Raw genomic sequence first — 23,410 nt, 5'->3', positions numbered from 1 at the left:
CCGGAAGGTATTACCGATAGGGATTTGTCGGCGTTTGCCCGCCACGGCGACAGGCGATGTCAGCAGCAGCGGTTCTGCGGATTCCGGTCCGCTTCCGCGTACCGGTCCCGCCAGTAGTCGCGCTCGGTCGGGATCTCACGACCGGGGTGATTACGCCGCAGATGTTCGACATACCTGCGGTAGTCCTGACCGCCGAGTACCGAGTCGACCCACCAGAGAACTGCCTTCACGCCGCCGCGCATGCGGCCGAGTGCGCCCGAACCGTCGGACGGGCCGACCAACCGGAGGGCACGCGCGCGCCGCCGGTCGGCCGATCCACCGGACCGGCCGACCCCCGACCCGGCTGTGCGCGTCATACGGACGAACGATCCACCGCGTGCGCCGCCCCCGGCGCCCGCACCGTCCCCGCCGCGATCAACTCGTCCCACTGCTTCTGCACCTCCCGCTCCGCGGCGGTGGCGACGAACCCGCTCGGCGCGAAGATCCGCGACGGTTCCTCCGGCGATTCGGTCGTCTCCGAACCGCCCGCCCGCCACGCCCGCACGCAGACGATGGCGCCGACGATCGCGACGATCAACACCAGCACCGCGAAGACAATCGACAGGGTGCCCTGGATGAACGTATTGCGCAGTGCGGTCTCGACCTGGTCCGGTTTGGCCGTCAGACAGCCCTTGCCCGCGTCCTTGGCCGCTTGGCACAGGCTGTGCTGTTTCCAATACCCGAGTTTCGGGTCGGCGGAGAAGATCTTCTGCCACGACGCCGTCATCGTCACCGTGAGATCCCAGATCAGTGGAATACCCGGTATCCAGGCGTATTTCACCAGGCCCTTCTTGATGATGATGGTCAGCACGACCGTCAGCGCCACGGCGGCGAGCAACTGGTTGGCGATGCCGAACAGCGGGTAGAGCGCGTTGATCCCGCCGAAAGGATCGTTGACGCCCATCAACAGGACCGAACCCCATGCCGCGACGACCACCAGCGAGCACAGCCACGCGCCGATCCGCCACGACGGATCCTTGAATTTGCGCATCGGACCACCGAAATTGCCGAGTGCGTCGGAGACGATGAAGCGCGCGACGCGGGTGCCCGCGTCGATCGTGGTGAGGATGAACAGCGCCTCGAACATGATCGCGAAGTGGTACCAGAACGATTTCATCGCCGAGCCGCCGAGAAATTCGGAGAAGACCTGCGAGATACCGATCGCCAGCGTCGGCGCACCGCCGGTGCGCGAGATGATCGTCTTCTCGCCCACGTCGGCGGCGGCCTGGGCGAAATCGGCCGCGGTGGCGGGTGGACCGGACAGTCCGAGCGAATTCGTATACGCGGCGGCGGTTTCCGGGGTGTTGCCGGTGAGCGCGCCCGGTGCGTTCATGCCGAAGTACAGGTGCTGGTCGATGATCGAGGCGGTGATGATGGCCATCACCGCGACGAACGATTCCATCAACATGCCGCCGTAGCCGATCATGCGGCCGTGGGATTCCTTCTCCAGCAGTTTCGGTGTCGTCCCCGACGCGACCAGCGAATGGAATCCGGACAGCGCCCCGCACGCGATGGTGATGAACAGGAACGGGAACAGGCTGCCCGCGAAGGCCGGTCCGGTCCCCGAACTCGCGAACTGCGAGACGGCGGGCGCTTGCAGCACCGGCATCGTGATCAGGATGCCGACGGCGAGCAGGCCGATGGTGCCGATCTTCATGAAGGTCGACAGGTAGTCGCGCGGCGCGAGCAACAGCCACACCGGCAGCACCGAGGCGAAGAAGCCGTAGGCGATCAGCAGCCACGCGATCGTCGTCTTGGAGAGGGTGAACCAGTCCTCGCCCCAGCCGGTCTCGGAGACCCAGCCGCCCGAGACGATCGCGAACAGCAGCAGCGCGATACCGATCGCGGACACCTCACCGACTCGACCGGGCCGCAGGAACCGCAGGTAGACACCCATGAACAGGGCGATCGGGATGGTCATGCCGATCGAATACACACCCCACGGGCTCTCCCCGAGCGCGTTGACGACCACGAGCGCGAGCACCGCCAGCAGGATCATCATGATGACGAGGATCGCGACGATGGCCGCGACGCCGCCGATGGCGCCCAGTTCGTCACGGGCCATCTGCCCGAGGCTGCGACCGCGTCGTTTGGTGGAGGCCCACAGCACCAGGTAGTCCTGCACCGCACCGGCGAAGACCACGCCGACGACGATCCAGATGGTGCCGGGCAGATATCCCATCTGGGCGGCGAGCACCGGTCCGACCAGCGGTCCCGCGCCCGCGATGGCGGCGAAGTGGTGGCCGTAGAGGACCCGCCGGTCCATCGGCATGTAATCCTTGCCGTTCTCCAGGATTTCGGCGGGTGTGGCCAGATCGTCGCGCGGTGTGGTGATCTTCCACTCGATGTAGCGCGCGTAGAACCGGTAGGCGATGACGTAGGTGCAGACCGCCGCGACCACGATCCAGACGGCGTTGACGTTCTCGCCGCGCGCGAGCGCCAGGATGGTCCAGGCGACCGCGCCGAGTACCGCGATTCCGGCGAAAACCGCCTTCTTGGCCGGTGTGACCGGGGACCGATCGACCACGCCGACGGGTGGCAGCTCCGGATCGGTCCGCAGATATTCGAGTGTCGCCATCGGCCTACTCCCCTGTAGAACTCCGCTGAAACACGTGCCAACGTATCCGATCGGCGTCGGCGGTCAGGCGGAATTCCGCTATCACGGGCTCATCGACGAAATTTGTCCCGTGTGTCGGGCGCTTCGTGATTGTTGCCGTCAGTAAGCTGCGTTGCCGTCCGTACTACGCCGCCTTCGCCCCCGCAGGAGTGCCGTACTGCACCCGACCCGCGCGGTTTCGCAACCCCGGCCGTCGCACCGGCCGGTCGTTCCCGCCGCGCGGTTGCGCAGGCGGACCCTGCTCGGCTCCGCACTCGCCTTACCGCTGCTGAGCGGCTGCGGCGGTGACGACGACGCGCTCACGTTCTTCTTCCAGGCCCGCCCCGAGGAAGCGCGGGTGCGCCGCCGGATCATCGAGGAATTCCGGAAACTGCACCCGGAGATCAGGATTCGGACCATCGTGTCCGGCCCCGACCCGCTCCAGCAGATGCTCACCTATTGCGCGGGCGGCAAATGTCCCGACGTCATGATGGCGTGGGAACTGCTCTATTCGGGTTTGGCGAAACGCGGTGTGCTGCTCGACCTGCGCACCCTGCTCGACCGCGATCCCGGCTATGCGGAGACGCTGCGCCGCGACAGTTTCCCCGCGCTGTACGACACCTTCGCCTACGCGGGCGGCCAGTACGCGCTGCCCGAACAGTGGTCGGGTGTCTTCCTCTACTACAACCGTGAACTGTGCGCCGGAATCTCGCCGACGACCCGGTGGCGCGATGCGTGGACCTTCGACGAATTCCTCGACGCCGCGCGTGCCGTCACCCGCCGCGACAGCTCGGGGCATACGTCGCGCTGGGGTTTCGTCGACGCCTGGGTGCCGTATTTCTCGGCCGCCTGCTTCGGCATGAACAACGGGGCCGACTGGTTCACGCCCGCCGTGGATCCGGTCCGCGCCAATCTCGACGACCCGCGCTTCGCCGAAGGATTCCAGTTCTACGCCGACCTCGCGCTCCGGCACCGGGTCGCCCCGCGCGTCGGCGAACAGCAGTCGGTCTCCGCGCCGGACCTGTTCCGCCGCGGCCGCGCCGGGATGGCGATGGGCGGACACTGGCTGTACTCCGAATTCGCCGGGCAGGACGATCTCGATATCGACCTCACCGTGCTTCCGGTCGGACCGCACGGCGGCCCGGGCGCGATCACCGATGTCGGCTGCACCGGCCTGGCGATCGCCGCGGGCAGTCCGCGTGTCGAACAGGCTTGGGAATTCGTGAAATTCGCGACCGGACCGGTCGGGCAGGAACTCATCGCGCGATCCGGGCTGTTCGTACCCGTTCTGAAGTCGGTGATGGCGGCACCGGGATTCGCCGACGCCCACCGCGATATCCGCAATCTCGCCGTACTCACCGACGGTCCGGGCAGTTCGCGCCCGCTGGCGGTCACCCCGGTGTGGGGCAAGGTGTCCGCGCTGCTGGAACGCGGCGGGAATCGGGTGCTGCGGGGAGCCGCCCGCGCCGACACGCTCGACCCCGGGGATATCGACGCGGTACTCGGCGCGTCATGACATCCGCGTCCGGCAGGCACCGCGCGAAGAAACGTCGCCCGACCCTCGCGCGTCGCCGTGAACGAGCGGGTTGGCTGTTCGTGGCGCCGAATCTGACCGCCGTCGCGATATTCCTGCTGTTCCCGCTCGGCTTCTCGCTCTATCTCAGCTTCCACGCCTGGGATCTGTTCGGCCCGCCCCGATTCGTCGGGACGGCGAACTATCGCAGGCTGTTCGGCTCGGATCCGTTGTTCCCCATCGCCTTACGCAACACCGCGCTGTTCACCGCGCTCACGCTGGTGCCGACGGTCGTCATCGGAATGACGGTGGCGTCCGCGCTGCATCGAAAACTCGCCGGTATCGCGGTCTTTCGCACCGCCGCCTTCCTGCCCCTGGTCGCGTCGACCGTCGCCACGGCCGTGGTGTGGCGGTTCATCTTCACCACCGAAGACGGGTTGCTCAATCTCGCGCTCGCCCGCGTCGGGATCGACCCGGTGCCGTGGCTGACCGACCCGAACTGGGCCCTGATCTCACTGAGCGTCGTGACGGTCTGGAAGAGCGTGCCGTTCGCGACCGTCATCCTGCTTGCCGCGCTCCAGGGCGTGCCGACGGTGCTGTACGAGGCGGCGAAGATCGACGGCGCGGGTGCGTTTCGGCGCTTCCGGTCGATCACGGTGCCGCTGATCCGCGGGCCGATGTCGTTCGTCTTCGTCATCACCGTCATCGACTCGGTCCAGGCTTTCGACCAGGCCTACGCGCTGACCGGTGCGAACGGCGGGCCGGAGACCGGCACGTATCTACTCGGAATCATGCTGTTCCAGCACGCCTTCGGCTTCTACGAGATCGGCTACGCCTCGGCCCTGGCCTGGGTCATCTTCGCGATCCTGCTGGTACTGACCCTGGTGCAACTGCGATTCGCCCGACGCGGCGAACTGGAGTTCTGATGCGCGTGCGGCAGATCGACGAGGCCGAGGCCGTCAACGGCGGGGCAACCGCCGGTACCCCCGGTGTACTGGGACGGGTGGCGCGCAGATTGGTGAGGTCGGGCTCCGGTGCGGAACGCGAGTCGGTGCCGTCACCCGTTCGCGGTTCCGGCGCCACACGCGAGTCCCGGCCCCGACGTTCCCATACCGCGCGGCGATTCCTCCACGGTTCCGCGATCTACGTGATCCTGATCCTCATCGCCTGGTGCGCACTGATCCCGATCCTCTGGGCGGTCTCCGGTTCACTGAAGAGCGACGGCGAAATCACCGAGCCGTCGATACTGCCCGAGCATCCGCAGTGGGCCAACTACGGCCGTGTCTTCGACACACTCCCCATGGGACGGATGCTGTTCAACACCACCGTCTACGCGCTGTGCGTGACCGCCGGACAGGTCTTCTTCTGCTCCCTGGCCGGATACGCCTTCGCCCGCTTACGTTTTCGCGGCCGAGAAGTGCTCTTCCTCGCCTACCTCGCCACCCTGATGGTGCCGCTGACCGTCACGGTGATCCCGCAGTTCCTGATCATGCGCACCCTCGGCTGGGTCGACACCCCGTGGGCGATGATCGTGCCCGGCCTGTTCGGCAGCGCCTTCGGCACGTACCTCATGCGTCAGTTCTTCCGCACCCTGCCAACGGAATTGGAGGAAGCCGCGATCCTGGACGGTTGCACCACGTGGCAGATCTACTGGCGGGTGCTGCTGCCGCACACCCGCCCCGCCCTCATGGTGCTGGCCGTACTCACCTGGATTTCGGTGTGGAACGATTTCCTGTGGCCGCTGATCATGATCCAGCGCAACGAATACGCCACCGCCACACTGGGTCTGGTTCGACTGCAAGGCCAGTACCACACCCAGTGGCCGCTGTTGATGGCGGCGGCGGTCGTCGTCCTGTTGCCACTGCTCGCGCTCTACGCCGTGGCGCAACGCGCGTTCGTGCACGGCATCGCCATGTCGGGAATGGGCGGGCGTTGAACGGTTCGATACGCCCCGGTCGTCAGGCGTGCGGCGAGTGCGTGCCATCGCGATCGTCCCCACGAACCACCTGATCCGAGGTCGAAGAAACTCAATCGAGCGCGCGCACGGTCGACGGCGTCGCGGCACGCTCTACTCGCCGCTGTAGGTACCGAAACTCCAGATATTGCCCTCGGGATCGCGCACCGCGAAACCCCGTGAGCCGTAATCCTCATCGCGCATATCGCGCACGACTTCCGCTCCCGCCGCCGTGGCGCGGGCGAAGAGTTCGTCCGGGTTGTCGCAGACGACATAGACCAGGTCGTTACCCGGTTCACGCTGGCCGAACGGGGTGTCGTCCTTGCCGACCGAGCCGAACATCACCCCGCCACCCAGCGGCCAGCGCAACTCACCGTGTTCGACGACGGAGGGATCACCCTCGCGGGCGTAGATCGCCGTCAGTTCGAAACCGAACGCGTCGACCAGGAAATCCGCCGACGCGCGGGCGTCACGGAAGGCGAGGCACGGCCACACGGCCGCGGCGATACGGGTAGTGGATTCTGCTGGATTCGTCATGTTCTCAGCCTGCGCTCTCGACGCCGGACCCGTCTTGGACGGATGTAACCTCCTGCGCCAGCCAGGTCGTCGGACTACACCCGGCCAACTCGGCGAAATCGCGATTCAGGTGCGCCTGGTCGTAATACCCGCAGGTGGCCGCGACCTGGGCGATCGTGATGTGCGCCGGAACGCGCTCGATCATCCGCCGGGCTCGTTCGAACCGGGTGATCCGCCCGGCCAGCTTCGGGCTCACCCCGAATTCGGCGCCGAACCGCCGCGCCAGATGCTGCCTGCTCCACCCGATCCGGTCGGCCAGCCGCCCGATCGCCACACCACCGCCACTGTCGATGAGAGTCCGCCAGGCCCAAGCCAATTCGGGCGTCACGAGACGATCGGGATGCGCCAACCGCCCCAGCACGTCATCGCAGATCGCGAACCGCCGCGACCACGGCGCGGGCCCCTGCAACCGCTCCCACAACTCGTCACCTGCGGGCCCCGCCACATCCGCGCATTCCAGCGAGGTATTCCACAGCGCACTCGCGGGCGTCCCGAACAAGGTCCGACACCCCATCGGCGTCAACGCGATCGTCACCCCCTCCTGATCCCCCGAATGCGCGATCGCCGCCGAACTGGCCTGCAACCCGCTGAGCACACAGCGGTAATCCTCCGGCCGCTGCCTCGGATCCGTCTGCGCGACCACATCGATACTCGGCCCGATGGACACGATGAACGTCAGATGCCGCGACGGCAGACCCCGGTGCAATCCGGGCGGGTAACCGGTCATCCGGTAGCCGAGGTAGTGGTCGATGAACCCGGCCAGCGCGGGCGCGGGTCGTGCCGTCACCACCTCCGTGGTCGGCTCCATATGGTCACGGTACGCCGGGGGTGGGCTGTGCATGGTGTGAGTGGTGACGAACGAGGGCGTTGCGGGCCGAGTGCGGAGGTTCCCGCCCGGTTTCAGGCATTGCCCGGGTCGGCACAACGAAGTTTCGCGTGCTTCGCTCGGCGACGGAGGTTTCGCGCGCTTCGCATTGCGGCTGAGCGGGGCGCGTCGCTCAGCGACCGGAGGGCGCGCGCCTTGCGTCGGTGACCGGGGCGCAGCGCACTCGCGTGGCAGCGTCCGGAAGTGGCGCAGTTGGTCGGCGCTTCGATGCCCATCTCGGGCAGCGCTTGGAGGGCGTCCACTCTCCAGGCCGACGGTGTCCGGGGCCGGCCCGGCCTGCGCGGACGTTTTCGCCGCAGATCGGCGGAAACCTCGCAGCCGACGCAGTGAATGTCCACGCAGGCCGGACCGATCCCGCACATCGCATGTCGGACGCATTGCGGGGTGGGTTGCCCGAGGTCAGAATGATGCCCCGGACTCGGTCGTCGGCCCCGCGATGCCTTGCCGCACGTTGCGAACGCTGGGACCGAGCGAACGAGCGTCGAGCGACGACCACCGTGCCGTTGAACACCGCGACGACCGGTTTGCCGCCGGCTCCCAGACGGCGCAGATCGGCGGCGAGCGCGCGTGATCGCTCGGGGGTGGCCCGGAGGCCTGACCACCGCACCTGCCGGTGATTCCGCAGCGTGTCCAGTGTCGAGCCCTCCCGGAGACGGTCGTGAGATGCCGCACAACAACGCCAGTGGATACGTAATATCCGCAGGTCCTCCCGTTACCGTTACGCCTTCTGACGATCAACGGAGGTCGGTATGCGTCGGGTCGGATATGCGCGCAACGGTGGTCCCGAGGTGCTCGAGGTGGAATCGGTGGATGTGCCGACACCGGGCCCCGGTCAGCTCCTCGTGCGCGTCGACGCGATCGGCGTCACCCTGCCTGTCGTGCGGAGAGTCCGGGAGACGGCGCAACCCGGCCCGCTCGGCGGCGAGATCGCCGGTGAAGTCGTCGCGGTCGGCGAGGGCGTCACCGACTGTATGCCCGGCTACCGGGTTACCGGTCCGTGCTTCGGCCACGCCTACGCCGAGTACGCCCTACTCGACGAGTCGATGGCCTCGACCATCCCGGACGGCGCGTCCGCCGTCGACGCCGTGGCCCTCGTGCGCGGCGGCCTGGTCGCACTGGGCGCGCTCGATGCCGCGAAACCGGAATCCGGCGATTCGGCGCTCATCACGGCGGCGGCGAGCGGTGTCGGTCACCTCGCCGTCCAACTCGCCCGGATCCGCGGAGCCAAACGTGTCACCGCGGCCGTCTCCGACCTCTCGAAAACCGATTTCCTCACCGATCTCGGCGTCAACGACGTCGTCACCTACGACGCTCCGACCTGGGGTGACCCCGTCGACTTCGCCCTGGACGCCGTCGGCGGCGACCTGCTCACCTCGACCTTGGCCGCACTCGCTCCCGGCGGCCGCCTGGTGACCCTCGGCTCCGGCGGCACGATCCATGCCGACGACCTCGCCGACGCGAAATCCGTGGTCGGCTTCCGGATCGCGCGCATCGCCAGGGAAGCCCCGGAAACCTACGACCACTGGCGTCAAGAGCTGTGGCAGTATGTCGCCTCAGGCCAGCTGCGCCCCGCCGTCCACGCCGAATTCGCCCTCGATGACGCCGCCGCGGCGCACGCCGTCATCGAAGCCCGCGCCAACCTGGGCAAAGTCGTCCTCATCCCCTGATCCCGCCCCACCCGGGGAGTACCGCACCCGCTGGGCGCGCGTTCCCGGGAGCGGCGGACCGCGAGGTCCAACGCGACGCGTAGACTTCCTGACTCGTGAGTCTCACCCTCGGAATCGTCGGCCTGCCCAACGTCGGAAAGTCGACGCTTTTCAACGCGCTGACCAAGAACGACGTGCTTGCCGCGAACTACCCGTTCGCGACCATCGAGCCGAACGTCGGGGTGGTCCCACTGCCCGACCCACGTCTCGAAACCCTCGCGAATATCTTCGGTTCCGAGCGCATCGTGCCCGCCGTCGTCTCCTTCGTCGATATCGCGGGCATCGTGAAGGGGGCGTCCGAGGGCGCAGGTCTCGGCAACAAATTCCTCGCCAACATCCGCGAAGCCGACGCCATCTGCCAGGTCGTGCGCGTCTTCGCCGACGACGACGTGATCCACGTGGACGGCAAGGTCGACCCGGCCTCCGATATCGAGGTCATCGAAACCGAACTCATCCTCGCCGACCTGCAAACGCTGGAGAAGGCCGTCCCGCGCTTCGAGAAGGAAGCCAAGATCAAGAAGGAGCGCAAGCCCCTCGCCGACGCCGCCAAAACGGCGCAGGAGATCCTGAACAACGGAACCACCCTCTTCGCCGCGGGCAACAAGGTGGACACCGAACTCCTGAAGGAACTTTCGCTCCTCACCACCAAACCCTTCCTCTACGTCTTCAACGCCGACGAATCGGTGCTCACCGACGAAGCGAAGGTCGCCGAACTGAAAGCCGCCGTCGCCCCCGCCGACGCCGTCTTCCTCGACGCCAAGGTCGAAGCCGAACTCCTCGAACTCGATGACGAATCCGCCCTCGAACTCCTCGAATCCATCGGCCAGGCCGAACCCGGCCTGCACGCCCTCGCCCGCGCAGGTTTCCACACCCTCGGCCTCCAGACCTACCTCACCGCGGGCCCGAAAGAGGCCCGCGCCTGGACGATCCACCAGGGCGGCACCGCTCCCAAAGCAGCGGGCGTCATCCACACCGACTTCGAACGCGGCTTCATCAAAGCCGAGATCGTCGCGTTCGCGGATCTGGTGGACGCGGGATCGATGGCGGCGGCGAAGGCGGCGGGCAAGGTGCGCATGGAGGGCAAGGATTACGTCATGTCCGACGGCGACGTCGTCGAGTTCCGTTTCAACGTCTAGATCAGCGTCTGCGAAGAAGTGACCGAGTTGGGGGCGATCGGCCGAAGCGGGCCGATATCTGCTGACGCTGACTTGTCTCACCTGGGTGTTCGTGACCTGCTTCGACTCGAGGCCGGTATCAGTCGCGGAACTGCGCGGTCGCGGGTTGGTACGGACCAGCAATAGGCCTTTGGGGGACATTGCCGAGCAAGTGGTCTTGTGTGCACGGGGTGGGGTACTGGAACCCAACTCCACGAAATCGCACGACATCACAGATCCGGGTGGGCGCCGCATTCAAGTGAAGGCGATGACTGGTCGAAAAGCAGGTGGAGCTGCGAAGTTCAGTCCGTTCAGGCCTACGTCAGGCTCGATGGCGCGGTTCTCTAGACCTGTCGGACGTGAAGCGAAACGATGCCCCGTTCGGGGCTGTCCGCAGGCTGAGATGGCTCTGTGACACCGTTTGTTATATAATCAGTCATATAGTTTATAGAGGGGGTCATCATGGCAGTCACAAGTGTCGATCTGGATCCGCAGTTGATCGAGCGTGCCAGGGCGCTCACAGGCGAGCGATCGAACCGGGCCGTCCTCGACCTCGCCTTGCGCCGACTCATCGCCTCGAAGCAGAAGGGCGCGATGATCGACGGTATCGCCGCGTTGAGCGACCTCGAGAACGAAATCGGGGCCCCGGTGGTGTCTCCGGACGAGTCCCGGTCCGCGTGACCGACTACCTCGTCGACAACTCGGTCTGGGCAAGGCTGGCCACTGGAGATCCGGGTATCACCGCGCGGCTGCGCCGCATCGAGCGGGCGCCGTCCGACCTGTTCGTCACCTGTCCGCCGCAGGTGCTCGAGTTCTGCCACAGTGCCCGCACGCCCGAGGAGCATGCACACTACCGAGAGCAGATCTCACTCGGGTTCCCGCTCGAGCACGCACCCGACGAATTGCTCGTGCTCGATATCCAGGCGGCACTGTGGAACGCCGGGCTCGTCCGTGCGGCCGGATCCCTCGATATCCTGATCGCGGGCTACGCCATCGTGAACGATGCGACCGTGCTTGCCGCCGACCACGACTACGAGCACATCGCAAAGGTGTCAGACCTGCGGTGTGAGTTTGTCGCGCCTTCGTCGTGACGTTGCTTCGCGCCACAACGCGGCGGTGTGCCGTAGTCGGACAACCTGGTGACGAACCAGGTCGTCGGCGTGGGTAGCGGTTCTGGCAGAATCCGAGCCGCGATCGAGTTCCGTTTCAACGTTTGATCGCCGCATGGTCCGCGAACCAACAGAGCGGACCATATACCGCCACCGGCGGACGTTCTGCGGATTCCATCCCACCTTCGGGTGGAGGATCCGGCCGTTTCGTCGGCACCATGTGCCGCCTACCGGGGCGCAAACGGTAGGCGCACCGCGACGTGGTCGGTCTATCGACGCCATCTCCGACGTGTCTTGCCACCGGCCGCCAGCTCCACGACGATCCCGCCGAAACGACCCTCCCGCATCGTCGCGGCGTGTCCGTCGATAAAGCATGTACCGGTGCGGGTGACCTCGACGCATTCTTCTCTCTGGGAGCCGGAGTCGAGCGTGTCCGCGTAGTAGGCGATCATTCCACCACTGAAATCGGTGTTGAAGCCGGTGACCCGGCGCCCAGCGTTGTCGGTGGTGCGATTCAGGCACTGATCGCAGACCGCGCGGGGATAGCGTTCCGCGTAGATCGTGGGCCGCTCGCAGCGCGGGCAGGGTTGGGTGTATCGACGCCCCGCGGTCGGGCTCTGCAACAGGAAGTCATTGCGGGCGAGGACTTTACGCCCGGAGTCTCCCCGATTGCCGCTGCGCCGCAGGACGATGAGAACGAACTCGGCGTAGTCTGCCGTCTCGGGATCGATCGTCCCGTGCCCGTCTATGTGTGTGAGGCCGAAGTCGTAGGCCTCGAGCGCCACACGGTGCGCCACCGAGAGTTCGCTGTCGGGGATGTCTCTGTTGGCGTGTTCGGCTCGGGCCAAGTGCTCGGCGATCACCGTGTCGATGGTGTCGTCGCTGACCGACAGTAGCCCGCCGCCGTGAGCTGTAGTTGTCACCAGGACATAACCCGCCATATCGCCGCGATCGGTGCTGATCGTTTCCAGGAAGGCGAAACCTCCTCCGTACCGGGCATTCTCGAGCCCTGGATGCGGATAGGGGATGAGCGTGTCGGGATCCCGAGCCAGATCACGCGCGATTCGCAGCGCTTCCTCATAGGTCGGCGGCAGGCCTGGGTCTGGCGGTTTCATGTCGGCCAGCCTATCGAGCCGGGCTTCGATGGGTCCGAATGTGAAATCGGCACTTCAGGTTTGGTCGCGCTGGGAACCTTGGGTGCGCGGCAACACGACATGGCCTCCATCGACGCGACCGACAGCTCGGTGTTGAGCATCTCAGAGCCACGACCGAGGTTAACCTCCTTACCGACTCCCGGTTGCGAGCCGTGGATTCGCTGATCGCGATCCAGGGAGAGGCCGAATGATCCTGTGTGTAAGGACTTTCCGGTGTCTACGTCGACCCGGCCTCGATGAGCGGGCACGTGAACGACGGGAGCGGTGTCGGAGGTGCTGTAGCAGGCATCGGCCGTCGTCGAGGGGCTGCTCTATACTCGGCTGTGCCGGGGTCTGCCAAGCCGGTGCAGGGGGAGGGGCAAATCGTGGGTGTTCGTCGCGGCCACCGGATAGTGGTGGTGTCGGGTGTTCTGTGCATGGTGGCATGGCTGGTCGGCTGTGCCACTCCCGAGAGTTTCCAGCTGAAGTATCAGCCGGGTTTCTCCTCACTTCCTTCGACATGCGCCGCTGCGGTACGACCCGCGGAGTCCGCGGTGGAGGCGTACGCGGATGAGTTGTACGACGCGGGAGCCGATTTCGAACATACCGATGGCAACGACAGCGACCAATTCTCGGACCTGTACTGCGTGATGAAGTACTCCGATCCGATCTTGCGTGAACCGGTCGCGCCCCATCGGGTCGCGATGTCGCGCAGTTTCGCGATCTCGATGAGCCTCGATCGAAGCCCGAGATCCGTCGGGACGACGACGAGCCGATTGGCGGCGCAGGCCACCACGACCGGCAACAACGCGCGACCGCAACCGCTTCCCGGTATCGGCGAAGACGCGATCGTCTGGGTGGAGGAGTTCGAGCGGCGCGTTGCCCGCGTGGGGGTCCGGTTCCGGATCGGCAACCTACAGGTGGAGGTGGAGACCTTCGGCAGGGATTGGTCGGGCGTGCCGCAAACCTTCCCGGTCGCCAACTCACCGGAATTGCGCGAGGATCTGCGGGCGGGCGCCCAATCGATCGCCGAAGCGATTGCCCAGCAGGCGCAGTCGGCGTATCCGACCACGGTCTACGACTACGAATCGCCCACGAGGGTGACCAGCCGGACCCGCACCACGACATCGACGACCATCACGCCTTCGGCGGAGAAGATCTGGGATTCCTGTGCGGTACCGGAGAGTGACCTCGCCGCAGCCGATATCCGGATCCAGCAGAAATCATCCGGATGCAGCTGGCGCGGAGAATGGTTCCAGATTCTTGCTCCCGGTGTCGCCGCCAACTATGAGAGCACGCTGTTCGACCTCGGCCATCAGACCTACGCGCGGCCGACACCGCTGACCATCGGCGACCGTTCCGCGGTGATGTTGCACTGGGAGACCACCGACAGCTTCTGTGTTCTGGCGTTCGATGTCCTCGCTGACCCGCAGGCCCCTCGGGAACCGCGGGTGATCATCTTCGAAGCGTCGAAAGACAAGGGGCACACGCGAGACGCGCTGTGCACCGAGCTGGTACGAGTGGCGACCGTCATCGTCGGATTGCTACCGCCCGCGGCTCGAGCCTTCCCGAGATGACCATGGCGATCCGATCCTCGGATCAGCCGCCATCGCGCTTCGGGCGATTCAGAACGCGGGCACGCTGCTGGTGCTGGCATTGCCGCCGAGTGACGGTTGCAGGGTGATCTCCCAGTCCGATTCCGCGTCGAACGGATCATCGAATTTCTGGAAGGTGCGGGAACGGGTGAATCCGAGTGTGGCGCTGTCCCAGTCGACACCGGATTTCAGGTAGACGAAGTAGGTGCCCGCGATCCCGGTGAGCGTGGCCTCGGAGTTGCCCTGCACGTAGATCGTCGCCTGCGGGGCATTGGGGCTGCCGTTGGTGACCACCACCGCGAAGTCCGCGCTGTTGCCGTTGTTGATGAGCAGGGTTCCCGATCCGTTGAGACCCGCTTCTTGGACGACCTCGCCGTTCTCGGCGCGACGGTTCAGCACCGGCGCGGGCGGTGGGGCGGGGGTTGTCGTCGGTGCGCGCGAGGTGCTGAACGGGCTCGGTCGCTGTGTCGTGGTGGATGCGGTCGTGTCCACCGACGTCCCACACCCGACGAGCGCCAGAGCAGCAGCCACGACTGCGGCGCCCACAAGCCAGCCTTGTTTTCTCGACATGATTCCCCCGTTGCCTCAGAGCGCTGATCGGCTCTCGCGTACCCAGTATCGCGCGTAACAGCGGTGATGTCAGTGCAATTGATGCCGTGTTCGTCGACTGGACGAGAGGCGGACCAGCAGCCGGATCGAGCCCGTCATGGGTGAATGGCGGCTGCCTCGCACTGTGAGCGGACAACGGTCGGCCGGGGCTGTGAATCCGTACGTCGGCCGATGTGTGGGTTGTGTGGAAGGTCTGTGGAGCCGACCGGTGGCGCGGGGGATTCGGGTGATACTGGGCGGTGTGAACGGGACGTGGGAGGCATGGGGCGGAGTCGCGTTCGCCGCGTTCGCGGCGATACCGATCGCGGGTCTCGTGGCGTGGTGGTTGGCTCGGCGGCGCGGGTGGCGTGCGGCGCTCTGCGAGGTCGGGATGGTGGTGGGCACCGTGCCGTGGTTGTGGATGATCTTCACGCCGCTCGGAACCGGTCGATCGGTGAATCCGGTGCCGCTGCGTGATCTGGCCGAGGTACTGGCGGACAATCGCGTCGTCGAGCAGCTCGGAGGGAATCTGCTGGTCTTCGCGGCACTCGGCTTCCTGTTGCCGGTCCGTTGGCCGTGGTTCACCCGCTCGTACCGCATCCTGTTGGTGGCAGGGACGGCGTCGATCGCGGTGGAGGCCGCACAGTTCGCGCTCGCGATCGGCCGCCACTCCACCGTCGACGACGTGCTGTTGAACGCGCTGGGCGCATACCTGGCGGGCAGGCTCTCGCGACGTTGGTGGGCGCCGCACCCGCCGGACCGCTTCGGCCCGCCATCCGTGAGTGAGTCCCGCAGCAGCGTGGCGATGTAGCAGACCGGCCGACCGTGCGAGCACTTGATAGGTTTCGACGGTGCGGGCGATCACGCTTTTCGAGGAATACGTCGACTGGCTCCGTGTCAATGTGCCACTGGCATACGACAACCTCGGGCCACCCGCCGACCGCGCCGAGATCGATGCGCTGGAACAAGCACTCGGGCAATGCCTTCCGGACGATGTGAAATCCGTCCTCATGCTGCACAACGGTCAGCGCCGGACGGTGACATCGACGCGCGGCGACCATGCGGTGCCCTGCATTCCGACCCTGACCTTCCTGTCGACATCTTCGATACTCGACTGCTGGTCGGAATGGATTCCGGTGCGCGCGAGCAAGGACATCGAGGCCCTGCAAGCCGCCGGTGCTGTCATGCCGGGTGCGGAAGGCCGAGTCGAACCGCTGTATACCTCGCCCGGCTGGATCCCGCTGTGGTCGGATACCGCGCGCGCCGACTATATCGGCCTCGACCTGGACCCCGATTCCCAAGGAGTCCACGGCCAGATCATCAACTTCGGACGAGATGAAGAGCGGCACTACGTCTGCGCGGACAGCTTCACCGACTTGCTGGGGTTTCTCGTCGACGAGGTTCGATCCGGACGGTGGCCCGCATCGATCTTCATCGATGACGATTACGAAGACGACGACCGGTCGGAGCTCGAAGAGCTGCCGTGGTTCGGCAATCCCGGCGACCATTTCTTCAACGCGCTCTACGACCGAGCCATGAACTCTGCCCGGTCCCGAGCGTCGGAGTCGTGAAGAGGGCACGAACCGCCCGACACCGCTGACCCACCACACGTGCGATGGTCCAGACCGCCGATACGATCGTCGCCTACATCCTCACGTTCGCGCTTGACATTGTCACGGTGTCAAGGCCTTCACTGGCTGTCGGAGGTGGTCCCCATCAATTCGACACACACGAACCCACAGCACACCCGACTGCTCGACGCTTTGGCCGCGGGGAACTCGTCCACGCGGCTCGAGGCGGCGATGGCGCTGGGCACGTATCCCGATCCCGGTCTTGTCGACGCGCTGGTGGGGCGGTGCGCGGTCGAGCCGGATTTCTTCGTTCGCGACATGCTCACCTGGGCGCTGACCCGTCTCCCGTCGGATATCACGGTGCCGAAACTCGGCGTGGAACTTCGTTCCGAACGTGCTCAGGCGCGCAGTCAGGCGCTGCACACGTTGTCCAAGATCGGGGATCCGAAGGCGTGGTCGGTGATCACGCGGGCGCTGTTGCGTGATGCCGATGACGAGGTCGCGCGGAGCGCGTGGCGCGCCGCCGTCGTTCTCGTGCCGGACGCGGAGAAGGAAGCGTTGGCGGTGACGCTGGCCACGCAGTTCGGGCGCGGAGACCGGGAGGTTCGGCTGAGTCTGAGTCGTGCCCTGGTCGCGCTCGGCGAGGTGGTCGAACCGATCCTGCGGACGGCGATGGACAGTCACGACGAAGCGGTGCGTGCGCACGCGCGTGCGACGCTGGGACTTCTGCGTGATCCCGACGCCGGGTTCGATCTCGCCGTCGATGCGGCGAAGCGGGTCGTCGCGCTGGGACCGGAACGGGAGGAGTCGACGACGTGCTGATCGGCGAGGTGGCGCGCCGCTCGGGGGTGAGTGCCAGGATGCTCAGGCATTACGACGCCCTCGGGCTGGTGCGACCGACGGGCCGCACCGTGGGCGGCTACCGGGAATACGGCCCCGAGGACATCCGGCGGATCTTCCACGTGGAGGGTCTGCGCTCTCTGGGGCTGTCGCTCCGCCAGATCGGGCGGGCGCTCGACGATCCTGGATTCACCCCGTCCGCGTTGGTCGGAGACCTCATCCACAAGACCGAACAGCGACTGAACCGGGAGCGGGAACTCCTCGACCGACTCCGCGCGGTCGATGCCACCGGCCCTTCCGGCTGGCCGGACGCCCTGCGCACCATCGAACTCCTGCACAAACTCCGTTCGCGGAATTCCGCCAGGCGACAGCAGGCCGTCCTCGCTCCGGCCGAGGACGTGGTTATGCCCGCCGAACTGCTGGCCGAGGCGATTCTGACCGAATCCGACCTGAATGTCGCCGGAGCGTTGCGGTGGGCCCTCGCGCGCGCGGGCGGTGACGGTGTGGCGATCCTGGAGTCGGGAATGGGCTCCGATGACGTCGACGTCCGGCTGCGCGCGACCCTCGCGCTCGCCGAACTTCCGGGCGACGACACGACCGCCGTGCTCACCGACGCGCTCGAGGACGCGGACCCGACGGTCCGCAGACGTGCCGCCCTCGCATTGGGCGCGCGGGGCGTGACCCGAGCCGTGCCGGAACTCGTCGGGTCGGTGGTCGAGGGCGGCAACGATGTGGAGGCGGCCGAGGTCCTGGGAACCTTGGCGCGGGGCGTGAAGTGGGCCGAACGGATCATGAACGCGCTGGTCGACGAGCTCACCGCGCACGCGGCGGATTCGGCCGTGCGGATACGGCTGACGCAGGCGCTGGCCGAGATGCCGGGAACGATCGCCCTGAACCTGCTGCGGGAACTGGTCCACGACGGAGATCGGTCGGTGGCGCTGCTGGCCGCGGCGCTCGTGGAGATGCTCGAAGAACGGTCGGACGAGGGACTGGCGAGCGAATAGTGACCATCATCGGCGATGACGCGGTCCGACTTCGGTATTCGTGTCGCGGTGATCAGCCGGTCGGCCGCAGCATGGTCCAGAAGCGGGGCAGGCCCCCGGCGCGTTCGCCGAAACCACCTCGAACCCGTGTCGCTCGTAGAAGGGCACGTTCGCCTCGTTGGTTGTCTCGAGGTAGCACGGATACCCCTCGCTGCCCGCCTGCGCGAGCGCGGAGGTGATCAGTGCGCTGCCGTCCACGCCCCTGCTCGGTCGGGTCGACGCCGAGAAGGCGCTCGAGCTTGCCGTACTTCGCGCCCGGTCGAGCCGCGGCGCCGAAGAACCACGGCAGTACCGCCGCGCGTCGTTCGGCGTCGGGCTCGATGAAGGTGAACATGGGATCGTCATGGAAGGCGCGGGCCAACACCGTTCCCGGACCGGTCATGCTCGAATTCCAGGCCGTCATCCCGCCATCTGCCCCTCGGATGCTCATGCGCCGACGCGCGCGTCGACGAACGCGCCGCGGGTCAGAACCGGTACGGCGGAACTGGATTCGATCTCCACGGCGACGGCGACGTCGTCGGCGAACCCGATACTCGCCAGCTCCAGACCGGACGCGCACCCCGAGACCAGTGCCGCCACATCGGCGTTCCCGGTGTAGGAACTCCGTGCCAGCGTCGCTTCCGGTGACAGCGGTCCGGCCCCGTATTCGACGAGCGCCGCGATGACGGCGGCGGCTCCGAGCCAATCCTCGATCGCCGGTCGCAGCACATCGCGGCCCGGCCAGTGCTCACCGGCGGCGATCACCGAGACCGGTTGCTCTCGCGTGCCCCATCCCTGGTCGACGATCCAGCGCGCGACCGCCGACGCGTTGCGCAGGCACGCGGCGATGACGGGAATCCCGTCGACCGCCGCCGAGATGGCCGATCCGTTCGGTGACGGAAGGACCAGGCGTCGCGGTGCGGGAGCGCGGCGCAGCGCAGCGGGCGACAGTGACCACGGTCGACGCTCCGAGACCTCGCGTCGGCCGACGGCCAGTTCCGCGTCCGAGTCCGCCGCGAATCGCGGAGCGGTCCCGTCGCGCCACCGGTAGGGCAGCACCTCGGTCCCGGCGTCCACGGCTACCGATACCGATGTCGTGAACGACAGGACATCGACCACGACGACCGCCGCGCTGCCCGGTCCCAGCGCCTGTGCGCCTACCGGGCCCCAATCGACCCGTATACCGAACCGACGCTGCTCGGCCCAGCCCGGAATCACCCTCGAGATCTGTTCCCCTCCCATGCCCGCGACTCTATCCGCGCCCACCGACATCTCCGAGTGGGAACGGGAGGTTCCGCGTCACCGCGCGCTGAGCAGAACGACGGGGTATTCCCGCTCGGCTTTGCGCTGGTATTTCGCGTACCGGGGCTGAGCGGTGGTGATCCGCTGCCACGCGCGCTCGCGGTCGGCGTCCTCCAGCACCCGGGATGTCACCGGGACGGCATCGCGGCCGTGGAATTCGATCGCCACGCTGTCGGGGTGCGCCCGCAGGTTGACGTACCAGTCCGGGTGCACGGCGCCGCCGCCGGAGGCGACGATCAGCCAGGAGCCGTCGCCGTCGCCGAACCACGAGAGCGGGGCCTGTCGCGGCCGCCCGGTGCGTTTGCCCACGGTGTGCAGGATGAACATATCCATGCCCATGATCTTGCCGGTTTTGCGCCGGATCCTGCGGTTGGTCCTCACGTTCAGCTTGCGCTGGAACCACAGCGACAGGGCGTTGGATTTCTGTGCTTTCTCGGTCATCAGTACCTCCGATCGATCCATCGGTTTCGTGACACCCGTCCGGGACGAACAGTATCGGCAGTGCGCGTGACCGGACGTCGTTCGCGTCTCAGGCGCGCTCGTCGATGCGCACCATATTGCCCGCGGGATCGCGGAAGGCGCAGTCGCGCACGCCGTAGGGCTGGACGGTCGGCTCCTGGACGACCTCGGCCCCGTCGGCCCGCACCCGTTCGAAGACGCCGTCGAGATCGGAGGTCGACAAGAGGATGGAGGCGTAGGTTCCCTTCGCCATCATCTCGGCGATGGTGCGACGTTCTTCGTCGGTGACGCCGGGCGCGGCGGTCGGCGGGTGCAGCACGATGGACGTCGCGGGCTGGTCGACCGGGCCGACGGTGATCCAGCGCATCTCGCCCTGTCCGATGTCCTTGCGGACCTCGAAGCCGAGGGTGTCGCGGTAGAAGGTCAGCGATTCCTCGGGATCGGCGTGGGGCAGGAAACTCGAATGAATGATGATGTCCATACCGATGACGTTAGGTGCCGGGTCGGGCGGTCGCTTCTCGATTCCTGACCGGTCCGCCGGGTGCGGGGTGCGCCCCGATGCGACCGCCACCGGATCTGGACCAAGATTGCGACATGTCTGTAGATCCCGACCTCGCCGAGGCGATCACCGCCATGCACTCCGATCTCGCCGAATGGATCGGTTCGGCCGCGCCGCCGAAGGTGTTCGACCGGTTCGCCCATGTCTTGCACGAGGGGTTCTCGGCGGTGACGACGGTGGGACAGGTGGTCGACAGGGACACCTTGCTCGCCGGGTTGTGGTCGGCCAGGAATCTGCAACCCGGTCTGGAGATGGACATCACCGATATCGCGGAACTCGTGCACGGCGGCGGTCTCAGCGTCGTCCGATTCACCGCGGCCAACCGTCTCGGTGACGTCTCGTCCGCGCGGCGCCTCGCGACCGCGGTCCTCGTCCCGGGAGATTTCGGCTATCAATTGCGAATATTGCACGAAACGAACACGCCGACAACGGAAATCGAGGACCCCTCGGTCGAGCGGATCGCGAACAGTTCGAGACGTGGGGAATCGACGGGATGAGTTTCGCCGTCGATGGTGAGATCGTCGGTATCCGCGAGTTTGCGAACTGATACCGAATTCAGAAATCGTCTCATAAGCGGAGCGGGCCGAATATCGCCACGGCCGCATCGACCCGGCCGAGGTCGCGAAATACGAAGCGGATCAATGGTTTCTGTGCGGTCCGAAGGAACTCGTCGCCGAAACGGCACTGGCGCTGGGGAAACGCGGCATCGACCGATCGCGGATCGAAACCGAGTTGTTCGAGACCCACATCCCGGACGTGACGCCGGTGACGACCGACACCCGGACGAGTACGGTCACACTCACCGGCTACGGCGCGGATCTCGATGTCGAGGTGCCGCGAACCGCCCTGATTCTCGACGTTGCGCTCCGGCAGCGGGAAGACCTGCCGTATTCGTGTCTCGGTGGCTCGTGCGGAACCTGTATCGCCACTGTCGAATCCGGACGGGCGCGAATGGAGCCGGAGCCGCTACTGGCGATCACCGAGGACGAGATAGACCGCGGGCTGGTACTGGCCTGTCGTGCGCGTCCGGTATCGGATGAGGTGACCCTGCGCTTCGGTCGCTGAGCGTCTCACCGGCCCCTCGGATACATCGTGACGATACTTCCGTCGAGGTTGGCGGCGAGGTAGGCGCCGCCGTAATCATCGGTCAGGTAGATCAGCAGGGTGGGGCGTTCGTCGTTGAAGGTCCAGGCCGGATTGACGATCACGTAGCGCAATGTCGGTTCCGGAACGCCGAGTTTCTCGTTCGCGGTGGCGAAGAGTCCGGGTACCAGATCCCAGTTGATCGTGTTCAGCGCGATGGTGGCACTGTCGGCGTCGAGTTCGCCGCCCGCGCCCTTGCGGCTGGCCGAGCCGTTGCGGAAAACGTACTCGTCGTACACGCTCGGCCTGTTCCGGACCGGCGCGGAGGCGTTGACGTAGTTCGGGTAGAAGGTCACCTCGGTGAATTCTGTTCCACCCGAAGCCTTTTCCAGGGCGGAAACGGCTTGGCGCATCCCCGTCGGGGTCAGCAGGTCGGTGCTGTCCCCGGCCGGTGAATTGGTCACCCGCACACCCGGACTCGTGATGACACCCGAACCGGGCACGATCAGGGGCTCGGTTCGTGAGCCGGTGGTGAGTGTGGTGCCGGGGAACGCGGTCGCGCCCGGACCGTCGTCGCCGGAATCGGGACGCAGGGCCAGCGCCGCCAGCGCGACGACGGCGACCACCAGGACCGCGGCGGTGGCCATGCCGAACTTGGCTCCGCGCGAGACCTTCCCGCGCGCGGGGTGACTCGCGTGCAGGTCGGGCCGATACGGGGCCGGACCGGAGCCGACAGCGTGCGACGGCGGGGTATAGGGATCGGTCCGGTACGGGGGCCGTGGCGTCGGGCCGGACACGATGGGCTGCGACGGCGGCGTCGGCGGGGGGCCGGGAACGAAGGAGTGGGGTGCGGTGAGCACCTGCGTGAGCAGGTGATCGACCTGTTCGGCCGACGGCCGGTGATTCGGATCGGCCACCAGGATCGCCTGGAGCACCGGGGTCAGCGGGCCCGCGCGATGGGGAACCGGGACCGTGCCCTGGAGGACGGCGGCGAGGGTGGCGACGGTGGTGTCGCGCCGCATGGGGTGGTACCCCTCGACCGCGAGGAACAGCACGATGCCGAGCGACCACAGATCCGACGCCGGGTTGCCCTCCTGCCCGCCGAGACGTTCCGGGGCGATGAATTCCAGTGAACCGACGAGATTGCCGGTGCCGGTCAATCCGGTGGCGTCGTGCAGCGCGGCGATGCCGAAGTCGGTGAGCACGGGCGAACCGTCCTCGCGCAACAGCACATTCGCGGGTTTGATATCGCGGTGCAGCACACCCACCTGGTGGGCGGCACGCAGACCCGCCAGGATCCCGCGCCCGATCTGCGCGGCCCGGTCCGGCGGAATCGGCCCCTGGGCGAACAGATCGGAGAGGGTGCGGCCCCGCACCAGTTCCATCACGATCCACGGGTGCGCCGGGGGCGGGGAGTCGACGATATGGTGCACGGCCACCACATTCGGGTGGCCGATCCGGGCCAGCGCCCGCGCCTCGCGCAGCACCCGCTCGCGCTGCACGCCGGGTGCCCCGCCCTGCCCCTCCGGTTCGAGCGGACGGACCTCCTTCAGCGCGACCTCACGATGCAGGGCCAGATCGTAGGCCCGCCACACCGTTCCCATGCCACCGCTGCCGAGCGGCTCGAGCAACTCGAAACGCCCGTCGACCACTGTCCGCCCGGAATTCACGGCGCAAGCCTATGTGGCGCGGGGCGGCGACGCGAGAGCGCGGTGTGCGGGGGCG

General features: G+C 66.8%; 25 protein-coding genes. 14 read left to right on the top strand and 11 right to left on the bottom strand.

What is annotated here, in order from left to right:
- Positions 1–59 precede the first annotated feature (59 nt).
- Positions 60–356: a YbdD/YjiX family protein gene (locus OG225_RS28980; protein WP_405178140.1), complete on the bottom strand. Its 297-nt coding sequence runs from the start codon at positions 354–356 to the stop codon at positions 60–62.
- A complete protein-coding gene (locus OG225_RS28975; RefSeq protein ID WP_216914324.1) occupies positions 353–2,617 on the bottom strand; it encodes a carbon starvation CstA family protein in 2,265 nt (754 codons plus the stop codon). Before OG225_RS28975 ends, OG225_RS28980 begins: the two co-directional genes overlap by 4 nt.
- A 262-nt stretch (positions 2,618–2,879) precedes the next feature.
- Here OG225_RS28975 and OG225_RS28970 point away from each other — a divergent pair, with 262 nt between their 5' ends.
- From OG225_RS28970 to OG225_RS28960, 3 genes are read left to right on the top strand one after another with little or no spacing between them, the layout of a single operon-like run.
- Positions 2,880–4,151: an ABC transporter substrate-binding protein gene (locus tag OG225_RS28970; protein ID WP_405178139.1), complete on the top strand. Its 1,272-nt coding sequence runs from the start codon at positions 2,880–2,882 to the stop codon at positions 4,149–4,151.
- Positions 4,148–5,074 carry a carbohydrate ABC transporter permease gene (locus OG225_RS28965; protein WP_405178138.1) on the top strand — a complete coding sequence of 309 codons (927 nt, stop codon included), beginning with the start codon at positions 4,148–4,150 and terminating at the stop codon, positions 5,072–5,074. Before OG225_RS28970 ends, OG225_RS28965 begins: the two co-directional genes overlap by 4 nt.
- Positions 5,074–6,084, top strand: a complete 1,011-nt coding sequence (locus tag OG225_RS28960; RefSeq protein ID WP_405178137.1) for a carbohydrate ABC transporter permease — start codon at positions 5,074–5,076, stop codon at positions 6,082–6,084. The genes OG225_RS28965 and OG225_RS28960 overlap by 1 nt, the downstream gene beginning before the upstream one ends.
- Before the next feature lie 132 nt (positions 6,085–6,216).
- Here OG225_RS28960 and OG225_RS28955 read toward each other — a convergent pair whose 3' ends face one another.
- The gene (locus OG225_RS28955; RefSeq protein ID WP_216914332.1) at positions 6,217–6,639 is read right to left on the bottom strand and encodes a VOC family protein; all 423 of its coding nucleotides are present in this window, start codon (positions 6,637–6,639) and stop codon (positions 6,217–6,219) included.
- Between the two features lie 4 nt (positions 6,640–6,643).
- Complete coding sequence (locus OG225_RS28950; RefSeq protein ID WP_405178136.1) at positions 6,644–7,486, bottom strand: helix-turn-helix domain-containing protein; 843 nt, start codon at positions 7,484–7,486, stop codon at positions 6,644–6,646.
- A gap of 827 nt (positions 7,487–8,313) precedes the next feature.
- Here OG225_RS28950 and OG225_RS28945 point away from each other — a divergent pair.
- From OG225_RS28945 to OG225_RS28930, 4 genes are all read left to right on the top strand, one after another.
- The gene (locus OG225_RS28945) at positions 8,314–9,231 is read left to right on the top strand and encodes a zinc-binding alcohol dehydrogenase family protein (protein ID WP_405178135.1); all 918 of its coding nucleotides are present in this window, start codon (positions 8,314–8,316) and stop codon (positions 9,229–9,231) included.
- Positions 9,232–9,326: 95 nt separating this feature from the next.
- Positions 9,327–10,406, top strand: coding sequence for a redox-regulated ATPase YchF (ychF, locus tag OG225_RS28940; RefSeq protein ID WP_405178134.1), 1,080 nt, complete (start codon positions 9,327–9,329; stop codon positions 10,404–10,406).
- Positions 10,407–10,886: 480 nt separating this feature from the next.
- Positions 10,887–11,105 carry a type II toxin-antitoxin system VapB family antitoxin gene (locus OG225_RS28935; protein WP_405178133.1) on the top strand — a complete coding sequence of 73 codons (219 nt, stop codon included), beginning with the start codon at positions 10,887–10,889 and terminating at the stop codon, positions 11,103–11,105.
- On the top strand, positions 11,102–11,515 hold the full coding sequence (locus OG225_RS28930) for a PIN domain-containing protein (protein ID WP_405178132.1): 414 nt from the start codon (positions 11,102–11,104) through the stop codon (positions 11,513–11,515). Before OG225_RS28935 ends, OG225_RS28930 begins: the two co-directional genes overlap by 4 nt.
- Positions 11,516–11,802: 287 nt before the next feature.
- Here OG225_RS28930 and OG225_RS28925 read toward each other — a convergent pair whose 3' ends face one another.
- A complete protein-coding gene (locus tag OG225_RS28925) occupies positions 11,803–12,648 on the bottom strand; it encodes a hypothetical protein (protein WP_405178131.1) in 846 nt (281 codons plus the stop codon).
- A 287-nt stretch (positions 12,649–12,935) separates the two neighbouring features.
- On the opposite strand from OG225_RS28925, the gene OG225_RS28920 reads away from it, so the two are divergent.
- Positions 12,936–14,243: a hypothetical protein gene (locus OG225_RS28920; RefSeq protein WP_405178130.1), complete on the top strand. Its 1,308-nt coding sequence runs from the start codon at positions 12,936–12,938 to the stop codon at positions 14,241–14,243.
- Between the two features lie 48 nt (positions 14,244–14,291).
- Here the strand turns inward: OG225_RS28920 and OG225_RS28915 are convergent, their stop codons facing one another.
- On the bottom strand, positions 14,292–14,753 hold the full coding sequence (locus OG225_RS28915) for a hypothetical protein (protein WP_216914343.1): 462 nt from the start codon (positions 14,751–14,753) through the stop codon (positions 14,292–14,294).
- Between the two features lie 358 nt (positions 14,754–15,111).
- Between OG225_RS28915 and OG225_RS28910 the strand changes: the two genes are divergently transcribed.
- The 4 genes from OG225_RS28910 to OG225_RS28895 all read left to right on the top strand — a co-directional run bounded on the left by OG225_RS28910 (position 15,112) and on the right by OG225_RS28895 (position 18,264).
- Entirely contained in the window at positions 15,112–15,660 is a 549-nt protein-coding gene (locus tag OG225_RS28910) for a VanZ family protein (RefSeq protein ID WP_405178129.1), read from the top strand.
- Positions 15,661–15,700: 40 nt separating this feature from the next.
- On the top strand, positions 15,701–16,420 hold the full coding sequence (locus OG225_RS28905; protein ID WP_405178128.1) for an SMI1/KNR4 family protein: 720 nt from the start codon (positions 15,701–15,703) through the stop codon (positions 16,418–16,420).
- 144 nt (positions 16,421–16,564) lie between these two features.
- The gene (locus OG225_RS28900; RefSeq protein ID WP_405183401.1) at positions 16,565–17,242 is read left to right on the top strand and encodes a HEAT repeat domain-containing protein; all 678 of its coding nucleotides are present in this window, start codon (positions 16,565–16,567) and stop codon (positions 17,240–17,242) included.
- Complete coding sequence (locus tag OG225_RS28895) at positions 17,236–18,264, top strand: MerR family transcriptional regulator (protein ID WP_405178127.1); 1,029 nt, start codon at positions 17,236–17,238, stop codon at positions 18,262–18,264. Before OG225_RS28900 ends, OG225_RS28895 begins: the two co-directional genes overlap by 7 nt.
- Positions 18,265–18,316: 52 nt before the next feature.
- Here the strand turns inward: OG225_RS28895 and OG225_RS28890 are convergent, their stop codons facing one another.
- The 4 genes from OG225_RS28890 to OG225_RS28875 all read right to left on the bottom strand — a co-directional run bounded on the left by OG225_RS28890 (position 18,317) and on the right by OG225_RS28875 (position 20,524).
- Positions 18,317–18,685 (bottom strand): hypothetical protein, encoded by a 369-nt coding sequence (locus tag OG225_RS28890; protein ID WP_405178126.1) that lies wholly within the window; start codon positions 18,683–18,685, stop codon positions 18,317–18,319.
- Between the two features lie 44 nt (positions 18,686–18,729).
- Positions 18,730–19,524, bottom strand: coding sequence for a 2-phosphosulfolactate phosphatase (locus OG225_RS28885; protein WP_405178125.1), 795 nt, complete (start codon positions 19,522–19,524; stop codon positions 18,730–18,732).
- A gap of 57 nt (positions 19,525–19,581) precedes the next feature.
- The gene (locus OG225_RS28880; RefSeq protein WP_405178124.1) at positions 19,582–20,025 is read right to left on the bottom strand and encodes a nitroreductase/quinone reductase family protein; all 444 of its coding nucleotides are present in this window, start codon (positions 20,023–20,025) and stop codon (positions 19,582–19,584) included.
- A gap of 88 nt (positions 20,026–20,113) precedes the next feature.
- Positions 20,114–20,524 (bottom strand): VOC family protein, encoded by a 411-nt coding sequence (locus OG225_RS28875; protein ID WP_405178123.1) that lies wholly within the window; start codon positions 20,522–20,524, stop codon positions 20,114–20,116.
- Between the two features lie 113 nt (positions 20,525–20,637).
- On the opposite strand from OG225_RS28875, the gene OG225_RS28870 reads away from it, so the two are divergent.
- Both OG225_RS28870 and OG225_RS28865 read left to right on the top strand, forming a co-directional pair.
- Positions 20,638–21,099, top strand: coding sequence for a hypothetical protein (locus OG225_RS28870; RefSeq protein WP_216914361.1), 462 nt, complete (start codon positions 20,638–20,640; stop codon positions 21,097–21,099).
- A gap of 235 nt (positions 21,100–21,334) precedes the next feature.
- Positions 21,335–21,667, top strand: a complete 333-nt coding sequence (locus OG225_RS28865) for a 2Fe-2S iron-sulfur cluster-binding protein (protein WP_405178122.1) — start codon at positions 21,335–21,337, stop codon at positions 21,665–21,667.
- A gap of 5 nt (positions 21,668–21,672) precedes the next feature.
- Here OG225_RS28865 and OG225_RS28860 read toward each other — a convergent pair whose 3' ends face one another.
- Positions 21,673–23,355 (bottom strand): serine/threonine-protein kinase, encoded by a 1,683-nt coding sequence (locus OG225_RS28860; RefSeq protein WP_405178121.1) that lies wholly within the window; start codon positions 23,353–23,355, stop codon positions 21,673–21,675.
- Positions 23,356–23,410 lie beyond the last annotated feature (55 nt).

The organism is Nocardia sp. NBC_01377, assembly GCF_045040005.1.
Classification (GTDB): Bacteria; Actinomycetota; Actinomycetes; order Mycobacteriales; family Mycobacteriaceae; genus Nocardia; species Nocardia noduli.
This window is presented reverse-complemented; position numbering and strand designations above follow the sequence as displayed.